The organism is Bradyrhizobium genosp. SA-3, assembly GCF_004212635.1.
Taxonomy (GTDB): domain Bacteria; phylum Pseudomonadota; class Alphaproteobacteria; order Rhizobiales; family Xanthobacteraceae; genus Bradyrhizobium.
The window spans coordinates 1-10,395 of the sequence record NZ_PSRT01000217.1 but is presented as its reverse complement, the minus strand read 5'-3'; the positions used below and the strand labels follow the sequence as shown (position 1 = coordinate 10,395).

Here is a 10,395-nt window from a genome sequence, read left to right as displayed (position 1 = left end):
CTCAGGTGCTGAATCCGGGGACATGTCAGGAGCTTAGAACGGAGGGTCGCGGCGCGGCCAAGACGGGCCGGAATCTATCCAAAGGGAACCGCAGCCAATCCGCTCGAAACCCCTGTTTTTCGAAAGCTTTGCGCCCTATATTGGGGATGCCGGTTCGCCGGCTATGGAAATAAACGGTCGTCGCAATAAACCATTCGGACCCGGGGGCGGTACCCGGCGCCTCCACCAAAGCCCACCCACGGGCTGGCCCTCGAAGCGGGCTTTGGCGGGGGCGAAATAGGATCGACGAGGGCGTAAAGGGCGTACTTTTTCCCGGTATTGTTCCGCCGTTATCGGGCTACTGCAATAGTTGCCAACGACAACTTTGCTCCGGTTGCTCAGGCTGCGTAACGCAGTTTGAAAGACCACTCTAAAGTCCTAGCGGGTTAAGCTCCGCTAGGCGGGGTTCGGAGGCACCTGGCAACAGAAGCCTCCACTTTGCTTTTTGATTTCTTCCACGGCGGGGACTCCTGCTGACCCGTCAGGCGCGGTACTATTGCGGCTTGGCGAGTCGGACCAGCAGGGTCCGGCTTCGGGGATGCAACAGGACCACCATGGCGACCGATCATATCCGATACGATGTGCTGGCCCGCGACGCACTGCGCGGCGTGCTGCGCAAGGTGCTGACCGATGCCGCGGCCCATGGACTACCGGGCGAGCACCATTTCTTCATCACCTTCGTGTCGAAGGCCGAGGGCGTGAAGCTGTCGTCGCGGTTGCTCGCGCAATATCCGGAAGAGATGACGATCATCCTCCAGCATCAGTTCTGGGACCTGACCGTGCTCGAGGATCGTTTCGAGGTCGGCCTGTCCTTCGGCGGCATTCCGGAGCGGCTGGTGGTGCCGTTCAGCGCCATCAAGAGCTTCCTCGATCCGTCCGTGAAGTTCGGTCTCCAGTTCGACACCTCCGACGTCGCCGAGGTGGCGCCCGAGAGTTTGCCGGCAGCACCCGCGCCATCGGCCGTCGCGGTACCCGCGCCTGCCGCTGAGCCGGCGGAAAGCACGGAGGAGCCGGCGGCCCCGAACCAGGGCGGCGCCGAAGTCGTGCGGCTCGATCGTTTCCGCAAGAAATGATCTAGGTTGGGCCCGCCCCCGTCGCACGCAGCCAGACTCCCTATATAGAAGAGCCTATCAAGAGGCCGCGCGACGTTTCGCGCGGCGGAATGGATGTGCTCATGGCCAAAACTGCCCGCTCAGAGACTGCCCGCTCGAAGACTGCTCGCCCCGCCACCCGCACCGAGACCGACAGTTTTGGTCCGATCGAGGTCGCCTCCGACCGCTATTGGGGGGCGCAGACCGAGCGCTCGCGGCAGAATTTCCGCATCGGGACGGATCGCATGCCGATCTCGCTCGTGCATGCACTCGGCATCGTCAAGCTCGCCGCGGCACAGTCCAATCTTGAGCTCGGCCTGCTCGACCGGCGCCGCGCCAACGCCATCATCCGCGCCGCGCGCGAGGTGATCGAAGGCAAGCTGGACGATCATTTCCCGCTGGTGGTGTGGCAGACCGGCTCGGGCACGCAGACCAACATGAACCTCAACGAGGTCATCGCCAACCGTGCCAACGAGCTGCTCGGCGGCGAGCTCGGCGCCAAGAAGCCGGTGCATCCCAACGATCACGTCAACATGAGCCAGTCGTCGAACGACTCTTTTCCCACCGCGATGCACATCGCGGCGGCAAGCCGCATCACTGCCGATCTCGTTCCTGCGCTCAGTGAGCTGCTCCGCGCGCTGCGTAAGAAGGAGAAGGAGTTTTCGAAGATCGTCAAGATCGGCCGCACCCACACCCAGGACGCGACGCCGCTGACGCTCGGCCAGGAATTTTCCGGCTATGCCGCGCAGGTCGAAAGCGGCATCGCCCGCCTCAAGGTCGCGGTGAAAGATCTCTATCCGCTGGCGCAGGGCGGCACCGCCGTCGGCACCGGCCTCAACTCGAAGCCGCGCTTTGCAAAACTATTCGCTAAGCACGTTGCCGGGATCACGAAGCTCCCCTTCGCCAGCGCCGCCAACAAATTCGAGGCCCTGGCCTCGAACGATGCCTATGTGCTGGCGCATGGCGCCATCAATTCGGTGGCGACGGGCCTGTTCAAGATCGCCAACGACATCCGCCTGCTCGGATCCGGCCCGCGCTCAGGGCTAGGCGAACTGATCCTGCCGGAGAACGAGCCGGGCTCCTCGATCATGCCGGGCAAGGTCAATCCGACCCAATGCGAGGCGATGACCATGGTGTGCTGCCAGGTGTTCGGCAATCACACCGCGATCACGGTCGCCGGCAGCCAGGGCCATTTTGAGCTCAACGTCTACAAGCCCGTGCTGGCCTACAACATGCTGCACTCGATCCGCCTGATGGCGGACGCCGCGCGCTCCTTCACCGAACATTGCGTCAGCGGCATCCGCGCCGACGAGAAGCGCATCAAGGAGCTGATGCAGCGCTCGCTGATGCTGGTGACGGCGCTCGCGCCCAAAATCGGCTATGACAATGCGGCCAAGGTGGCCAAGACGGCGCATGCCAACGGAACCACGCTGAAGGAAGAGGCGCTGCGACTCGGCTTCGTCTCGGCGGATGAATTCGACCGCCTGGTACGCCCCGAGAAGATGACCAGCCCGGGATAAAATTCCGAATTCCGATAGCCATCCGTAGTGATACGGACGCCGGACCCGCAGAAATATAGGGCTTTGAGCGCGGGATTTGATTACCGTCAATGTTGCGGCGGGGCGGCGTGTTACGCAGCCCTCTGCCCTTGACGGGGCTAATTCATCGTTTGATGGCCCGAGGGGCCGATTGACGAGGACGAGCTAATGGCGATCAAGTCTTTTGGGGCGCAATGCGGCGCCCTGTTTCTGAATGTTTCATCCGGCGCAGAGAGGATCGGGTGATGGAGACACGGCATGGGGAACGTCATCAACCTGAATCGTTTCAGGAAGCGCGCCGAGCGGGAAGCCTCGGCGAAGCAGGCGGACGCCAACCGGGCGAAGTTCGGTCGCACGAAGGCGGAGCGGTCGGCGGCGGAGAAGCGGGCGGACCAGGCGAAGGAGCATCTGGACCAGCACCGGATCGATCGCGAGGAGCAGCCATGAAGTCGCCCGTCGTGAAACGATCGATCGTCGTCGCCGGCCACAAGACCAGCGTCAGCCTGGAAGAGGCGTTCTGGAACGGCATGAAGGAGATCTCGGGCCTGCGCAACATGACGCTGTCCGAGCTCGTCGGCGAGATCGACGGCGCCCGCCAGCAAGGCAATTTGTCCTCGGCGATCCGCCTGTTCGTCCTGGACTACTTCAAGAGCCGCGCCATGGCCGTCCAGCCGGAAAAGGTCCCGGCCCAGTAGCTGCCGGAGCGCTTTCCCGGTGCGCCCCGCGATCTGCACTTTAAAATCACTCTAAGGTGCAGCTTCGGCGGGCGAGCGCGCTTGACCTCAATGCCCTGCATTGAAAATACAGGGTATGACCGACACCAATGACATGCGCCCGCACATGCCGCTGGGTCTGGCCCAGCGCGGCTATACCGGCGTCATCCAGCATCTGTCCGCCCGCGAGGCGGGCTCGGCGCTCTCGGACATCGAGCTCGAGAGCCGGCTGATCGAGCTCGGCTTCGTCGAGGGCGCCCAGGTCGAGGTCCTGCATGAGGGGCTGGTCGGACGCGACCCGATCGCCGTGCGGGTCGACAACATCACCATCGCAGTCCGTCGTCGCGAAGCCATGGCCATCATCGTCGCTTAGATAGCGGCCGGATATTTGCTCCCCATGGAATTACCCCTACTGCATCTCGCCCTGGTGGGCACGCCAAACAGCGGCAAGACCTCGCTGTTCAATGCCCTGACCGGCAGCCGGCAGAAGGTCGCGAACTATCCGGGCGTCACGGTCGAGCGCAAGGAAGGCTTTTTCGTCACGCCGCTCGGCCGCCAGGTCTCCGTGGTCGACCTGCCGGGCACCTATTCGCTGCGCGGCCGCAGCCCGGACGAGGAGATCACCCGCGACTTCGTGCTCGGCAAGGCCACCGGCGAGACGGTGCCCGATCTCGTGCTGTGCGTGGCCGATTCGACCAATCTGCGCCTGACCATCCGCCTGCTGCTCGAACTCAAGCGTACGGGACGGCCGATGATCCTCGTGCTCAACATGTTCGACATCGCGACGCGTCGCGGCATCGATGTGGACGTGGAGCGGCTCGCCAAGGAGCTCGGCGTGCCCGTGGTCACCTCGATCGCGGTGCGCAAGGGCGGCACGGCCGAACTGTTGCAGCTGACCGACGAGATCTCGGCAAAACTCGCCGCCGAGCCGCAGGAGAACAACTGGCGCGCGCTCAGCGTCTCCGAGCTTCGCGCCACCCAGCGCGAGGCCGACCGCATCATCGCCGATTGCGTCAGCCTGCCGAGCCGGCCCGACACCTGGACCGCCCGGATCGACGCGATCGTGCTGCATCCCGTCGGCGGCCTCATCGTGCTCGCGCTGATCCTGTTCGTGATGTTCCAGGCAGTGTTCGCCTGGGCGCAGCCGCTGATGGAGCTGCTCAACTCCGGCTTCGATGCGCTGGGCGAGCTCGTGCACAACACCCTCCCCGCCGGCCTGCTGCAGAGCTTCCTGCAGAACGGCGTGATCTCCGGCGTCGGCAGCGTCATCGTGTTCCTGCCGCAGATCATCATCATCTTCCTGTTCATCCTGCTCCTGGAAGATTTCGGCTACATGGCGCGCGCCGCGTTCCTGATGGACCGCATCATGGGCGGCGCCGGCCTGCACGGACGCGCCTTCATTCCGCTGTTGTCGAGCTTTGCCTGCGCCATTCCCGGCATCATGGCAACGCGCGTCATCGACAACAAGCGCGACCGGCTGACCACGATCCTGATCGCGCCGCTGATGACCTGTTCGGCGCGCATCCCCGTCTACACGCTGATCATCTCCGCCTTCATCCCGGCCAGGGACGTCTGGGGCTTCATCAACCTGCAAGGCCTCGTGATGTTCGGCCTCTATGCCGCCGGCATCACCAGCGCGCTTGTGGTCTCGTTCCTGATCAAATTCTTCATGCTGCGCGATTTTGCGCCGGCACCGTTCATGCTGGAGCTGCCGGACTACAAGATGCCGCGGCTGAAATCGATCGCGATCGGCATCTACACCCGCGCCAAGATGTTCTTGCAGCGCGCCGGCACCACGATCTTCTCGATGATGGTGCTGATCTGGTTCCTGGCCTCGTTTCCGCAGCCGCCGGCGGGCGCCACCGAGCCCGCGATCGATTTCAGCCTGGCTGCGATGATCGGCAAGGCGCTCGCGCCACTGCTCGCGCCCGTCGGCTTCAACTGGCAGATCGCGGTCGCGCTGATCCCAGGCATGGCGGCGCGCGAGGTCGCGGTCGCAGCGCTCGGCACCGTCTATGCGATCGAGGGCGGCAAGGAAGCGGCCGAGCAGATCGGCCAGGTGCTGGCGACGAAATGGTCGCTCGCGACCGCCCTGTCGATGCTGGCCTGGTACATCTTCGCCCCGCAATGCGCCTCCACCCTCGCCGTGATCCGGCGCGAGACCGGAAGCTGGGCCTGGATGGCGGTGACCTTCACCTACATGCTGGTGCTGGCCTATGCGGCGAGCCTCGTGACCTACAATGTCGCGGTCGCGCTAGGGGCGGGCTAAAGCCCCTCCCAAAACAAAAACTGCGAAAACAACCCCATGCACAGTAGACGGGGTCGTGAAATCAATGGCTTACGCGCGGGCGAACGTCATCCGACCGTAGATGGGGTAACTCGTCGAAATTCGGAAAATCAGTTGACCCGTCGGGCAAAACACCGGCATGATGGCATCGTGGAAAGAAAGGCACGATGCGCCTCGGCGCGATGCTTGTGCTTCCCCCTGAAGTTCGACCGCATTGATTTCGGTCAATGGTCCACCTCATCGGCCTGTCACGCTTTCTCGTCGTCCTGCAAAGGGAGAGAGCACATGACTGGACATGCCAAGCTGATCGGACTGTTCGTCACCGCCGCGCTGTTCACGGCAGCGCCTCTGTCGTTCCGCACCTCGCCGGTGGATGCGCTCGCCGTGTCCGTTGACACCGCCGAGGCCCGCGTCGGACGCCCGCTCACGCCCGGAAGCGTTGCTGGCGTCAATCGCAGGGTCCATCGGCGCGCCTACTATGGTGCAGCAGCGGCCGGAGCTGCAGCCTATGGTGCCTATGGCTATCGCCGGGCTTGTGGATATTACCCCTATCCGCCCTGCTATTGAGACGCGTGCGAGGCTCGTCGGATCGACGAGCCTCGCGCCGGTTCGAGGGTCCGCAGGTCGTTGAGCCAGATCAATACCGGACCCATCTGCGGCGGCAGCGTCGAGGCCTGACCGCAAAGGACGGACCATGCATTCGCTGCTCAAGGAAATCCGGCACAGCCCGCTTCTGTGGATGCTGGTCGTCGTGCCGGTGGTGATCGCGCTCGAGCACATCATGCCGGATGCGCATACGCTGCTGTTCGTGCTGGCGGTGATCGCCATCGTGCCGCTCGCGAGCCTGCTCAGCCACGCAACGGAGGCCGTGGCCGAGAAGACCGGTGATGCAGTCGGCGGGTTGTTGAATGCCACGCTTGGCAATCTCACGGAGCTCATCATCGCCGTCACGGCGTTGCAGGCCGGTCAATACATGCTGGTCAAAGCCTCGATCGCGGGTGCGATCGTGACCAACTCGCTCTTCATGCTGGGCGCATCGCTGTTTCTGGGCGGACTGAGGCATCGCGTGCAGGAGTACAACCGGGCGGGCGGCAGGCTCCATTCCGCGCTGCTGCTGATGGCCACGATCGCCCTGCTATCCCCCTCGGCCGTGGCCGACCTCAACTTTCCCGGACACGAGGCGACGGTGCAGCGCTTGAGCGTCGCCTTGGCGGTCCTGCTGATTGCGGCCTACGGTCTCAGCCTGCTGTTCTCGCTGAAGACGCACAAGGAGCTGTTTGCGAGCAGCGACCATGGCGAGAGCGCCGGCCCGGCGCTACCGGTTGCGGTCGCCGTTCCGACACTGGGGATTGTCACGGTGCTGGTTGCGCTCGTGAGCGAGATTTTCGTCGAGTCGGTGCAGAAGGCTGCGGAAACGCTCGGCATGACCCCCGCATTCGTCGGATTCATCGTGGTTGCCCTGGTCGGCGCTGCGGCCGAAATGGCCGTGGCGTTTTCCGCGGCCCGCCGGAACCGGCTCGACATGAGCGTGAGCATCGCGCTCGGAAGCGCATCCCAGATCGCCTTGTTCGTCGCACCCGTTCTCGTGCTGGTGAGCTATTTCGTCGGCCCGCACCCCATGAACCTTCAATTCTGGCCGGGAGCCGTGACCATGGTCATGATCGCCGCCGTGGTGACGAGCTTCGTCACCAACGGCGGACAATCGGCCTGGTTCGTCGGTGCGCTCCTGCTCTGCATCTACGCGATCTTCGCGATGACGCTCTACATGGTCCCACCCGGCTCGCACGGCCCGGTCTAGGCTACGGGCCGCTTCCACCCATCATTGCGAGGAGCCCTTGCGACGAAGCAATGAAGACCATCTCCGCGGAAACAGCCTGGACCGCTTCGCTGGGCTCGCAATGACGGAGTGTAGGATGCCGTCATCGCCCCCTGGCGACTAACGCGCCGACCGGCTGCGAGCCGGTTGACCTGTCAGGCAAGACAGAGGCACGATGGCATCATCGGCCTCAACGACATCCAGATCGCGACCAGTTCCAGGCGACACTCTGCTTCCATGGATCACTTCAGCACCGAACGATTGATCGCCGAGCGGCTCAACGAAAACCACCTCGCCGACCTCGTCGCACTCCATCTCGATCCCGATGTCTCCCGCTACATCGGCGGTGTGCGTTCGGCCGAGACGACGACAAAATATCTCGCCACCAACATGGCGCATTGGGACGGCCATGGCTTCGGGCTGTGGACGCTGCGATCGAAAGACGGAGCATTCGCCGGGCGGGCCGGAATCCGGCACATCCTCGTCGACGACGTCGACGAGATCGAGATTGCCTACGCGTTCAAGCGCGAATTCTGGGGCCGGGGATTTGCGAGCGAGATCGCGAGAGCGCTGACGGACATTGGGCTGTCACAGCTCGCACTGCCATCCCTCATCGGCATCGTCTATGCCGGGAATGGCGCATCGCGCCGCGTGTTGGAGAAGTCGCACTATCTGCTCGAGCGGAGCACGAACCGTCACGGTGAGGACGTCGTGATCTACCGCATCCGGCGGTGAGCAAGGACAACCACCGTCATTGCGAGCCAACGGGTCCGCGCGCAGCGCGGCCCGATGACGGGCTCCGCGAATCAATCCAGACTGCTGCTGCGGAAAGATTCTGGATTGCTTCGCTGCGCTCGCAATGACGGCGTGGAAGCAGCCGCTACGGACGAGACGGTCGAGTCTTACCTGAAATAGCCCAGCACGAGATCGACGTCCGCGCTGCCGGCCACCGTGCCGTTCAGCTCGGCGTCGATGACGCGGCGGCAGGCTTCGATCGCGGCGTGGTCGCCGAGGTCGTTGGCGGCTTCCAGCACGAGCCAGGCGACGTCGACCGACGCCTTGTCCGGCGCACCGCCGCCGAGATCGGCGGCCGGCGCCTTGTTGATCTTCTTGCGAACCGCGGTGCCGAATTGAGGCAACATTGCAGATACTCCCTTGTCCTCAGTGTACCTGTCAGTGAACTTGGAGCTCGGGCTGATGGCCCGCATCGGCACCCGCGCTGTTCTTGCGCGACTGGTAGAACTTCAAGATGCTGCGCGAGGTCTCGATCTTGAGGCGGCCGTACTCGCGCTCATTGTCCTGGAGCTCGCGCGCCGTGATCAGATGATCCTTGGCGCCGAGGAACAGCAGCGACATGGTCGTGTCCCAGGAGAAATCGAGCGCCTTGCACAGCACCAGGATCATCTCGCGGTTACGGTCCATCAGCGCGCGCTCGATCACGTCGACCGGCAGCGCCGACAGCAGCGACAGGCCGATCTGCACCTCGTCGAAGCGGTGCTGGCGCGCATAGTTCGAGATCGAGTCCTGGTTGAGGTTGCCCTGGCGGTACTGCGTCGTCACCACGCGCTTGGCGACGAAATAGCTGCGCGAGGACGGACCGAACTTGGACTGAAGGTCGCCGGTGACCTCGGTCACCGAGCTCTGGATCTGCGCCATCATCTCCGGCCGCTCGGTCTCGAGCCGGCGGCGGACGTCTTCCGACGCCTTCGCGATGAGCTGCTGGAAGATGTGGCGCGGCACGTCCTTGCGCAGGCCAAGCTGCTCGGCGAGGATCGAATCGCCCTCGGCGCGGCGCACCATGTGCAACAGGCCCGAGCCGGAGAAGCGCGCGCCCTCGTTTTTCGCAACCGACGTCACGACCTCCTGGTTGCCGCGCTTGACCAGCACGTCGGTCACGGCCTCGCCGATCGACTGGCGCTGGGCGATCGCGAGCAGATGCGCCTGGCCCTTGGTCATGGCGCTCTCGACCAGCATCTTCTCGTCGATACGCGTGGAATCGCGCAGAACGGGACCGGCGACCTCGATCTCGTCGTCGAGCGCAAGCTTTTCGATCACGTTGAATGGGGCGTGGTCGCACGCCGACATCACTTCCGAGAGCTGCACCCGCGCGGCGACCTCGATTTCGTCGGCGAGCCGCCCGATGACCTCACCGAACGTGCTGATCTCGTCATCGCTGTAGCGGCCGGTGATCAGGATGTCGGTCGCATGCCACAATGCCTTCGCCCGGCTTTCGTCGGTGCCACGCGCGATCGCGTCGTCCAGATCCTGTAGAAGCGTCTTCGCCCCGTTCATCTCGATAACCCCAGTTCTTGGTAGCCCTTCGGCGAGCTGTCCCGCCGCTCGTGGCGGACACCGAATTCCTCAGGAACCGACGCTAGAGATCAAACGCGAGAATTCAGTAAAATCGGCAAATCAGTTTTGCCGACCAAAATTCATTCAAATGCGAGCGAATGGGTTTACCGGCAGGCAACAAGGCAGGTGCGCTCCCTCTCCCGCTTGCGGGAGAGGGCTGGGGAGAGGGTGCTTCCGCACCGGGATATTCCCCGTAGGAAAGAGCCCTCACCCGCCGCGCTCTTTGAGCGCGTCGACCTCTCCCGCAAGCGGGAGAGGTGGGCGAACTCGCGGCCCAATCCGCGCAAAACTAATCTGGCTACGGATTCTGCGGCGTCAGCACCAGCGGCGGTTTCGGCTTGGGCTTGGCGGGCGGCGGGCCCGGGGCGGGCTTCACGTCGATCGGCGGCGGCAAGGGCGCAAGCTGCTGGCTTGCGAGCGGGGGGCTTGGCGCGGCGTGGGCGGCGTGCGGGGATTTCGGCGTCGGTGGTCCCTTTGACTTTGCCGGCGCGCGGCGCGGATCCTGGCCCGGCAGCGGCACATTGGCCGGCGCCTGCTCCGGCGCGGCATCGGGAGAGAC

Annotated in this window: 11 protein-coding genes, 1 other RNA gene and 1 pseudogene; 10 read left to right on the top strand and 3 right to left on the bottom strand. The window is 64.1% G+C overall.

The annotated features are described in order from the left end of the window. The first annotated feature begins 109 nt into the window (after nucleotides 1-109). From ssrA to CWO91_RS39995, 10 genes are all read left to right on the top strand, one after another. Nucleotides 110-477, top strand: a transfer-messenger RNA (tmRNA) gene (gene ssrA / locus CWO91_RS40040). 116 nt (nucleotides 478-593) lie between these two features. After that, the gene (locus CWO91_RS40035; protein WP_130220847.1) at nucleotides 594-1,112 is read left to right on the top strand and encodes an SspB family protein; all 519 of its coding nucleotides are present in this window, start codon (nucleotides 594-596) and stop codon (nucleotides 1,110-1,112) included. A gap of 89 nt (nucleotides 1,113-1,201) precedes the next feature. After that, entirely contained in the window at nucleotides 1,202-2,650 is a 1,449-nt protein-coding gene (gene fumC, locus CWO91_RS40030; protein WP_130220846.1) for a class II fumarate hydratase, read from the top strand. A gap of 276 nt (nucleotides 2,651-2,926) precedes the next feature. Then, the gene (locus CWO91_RS40025; protein WP_091879047.1) at nucleotides 2,927-3,115 is read left to right on the top strand and encodes a DUF4169 family protein; all 189 of its coding nucleotides are present in this window, start codon (nucleotides 2,927-2,929) and stop codon (nucleotides 3,113-3,115) included. Further along, nucleotides 3,112-3,363, top strand: a complete 252-nt coding sequence (locus tag CWO91_RS40020) for a ribbon-helix-helix domain-containing protein (protein WP_084805126.1) — start codon at nucleotides 3,112-3,114, stop codon at nucleotides 3,361-3,363. Before CWO91_RS40025 ends, CWO91_RS40020 begins: the two co-directional genes overlap by 4 nt. 115 nt (nucleotides 3,364-3,478) lie before the next feature. Then, the gene (locus CWO91_RS40015; protein ID WP_091879050.1) at nucleotides 3,479-3,754 is read left to right on the top strand and encodes a FeoA family protein; all 276 of its coding nucleotides are present in this window, start codon (nucleotides 3,479-3,481) and stop codon (nucleotides 3,752-3,754) included. A 24-nt stretch (nucleotides 3,755-3,778) separates the two neighbouring features. Continuing rightward, complete coding sequence (feoB, locus tag CWO91_RS40010; RefSeq protein ID WP_130220845.1) at nucleotides 3,779-5,650, top strand: ferrous iron transporter B; 1,872 nt, start codon at nucleotides 3,779-3,781, stop codon at nucleotides 5,648-5,650. Nucleotides 5,651-5,953: 303 nt separating this feature from the next. Next, a complete protein-coding gene (locus CWO91_RS40005; RefSeq protein ID WP_128937720.1) occupies nucleotides 5,954-6,235 on the top strand; it encodes a hypothetical protein in 282 nt (93 codons plus the stop codon). A 127-nt stretch (nucleotides 6,236-6,362) separates the two neighbouring features. Then, nucleotides 6,363-7,466, top strand: coding sequence for a calcium/proton exchanger (gene cax / locus CWO91_RS40000; RefSeq protein ID WP_130220844.1), 1,104 nt, complete (start codon nucleotides 6,363-6,365; stop codon nucleotides 7,464-7,466). 255 nt (nucleotides 7,467-7,721) lie between these two features. After that, nucleotides 7,722-8,219: a GNAT family N-acetyltransferase gene (locus CWO91_RS39995; protein ID WP_130220843.1), complete on the top strand. Its 498-nt coding sequence runs from the start codon at nucleotides 7,722-7,724 to the stop codon at nucleotides 8,217-8,219. A gap of 167 nt (nucleotides 8,220-8,386) precedes the next feature. Here the strand turns inward: CWO91_RS39995 and CWO91_RS39990 are convergent, their stop codons facing one another. The 3 genes and pseudogenes from CWO91_RS39990 to CWO91_RS39980 form a co-directional block, all read right to left on the bottom strand. After that, entirely contained in the window at nucleotides 8,387-8,626 is a 240-nt protein-coding gene (locus CWO91_RS39990) for a hypothetical protein (protein ID WP_130220842.1), read from the bottom strand. 31 nt (nucleotides 8,627-8,657) lie between these two features. After that, entirely contained in the window at nucleotides 8,658-9,776 is a 1,119-nt protein-coding gene (locus CWO91_RS39985; RefSeq protein ID WP_130220841.1) for a DUF2336 domain-containing protein, read from the bottom strand. A 358-nt stretch (nucleotides 9,777-10,134) separates the two neighbouring features. Then, nucleotides 10,135-10,395: pseudogene (locus CWO91_RS39980) on the bottom strand (hypothetical protein); the annotation flags it as partial.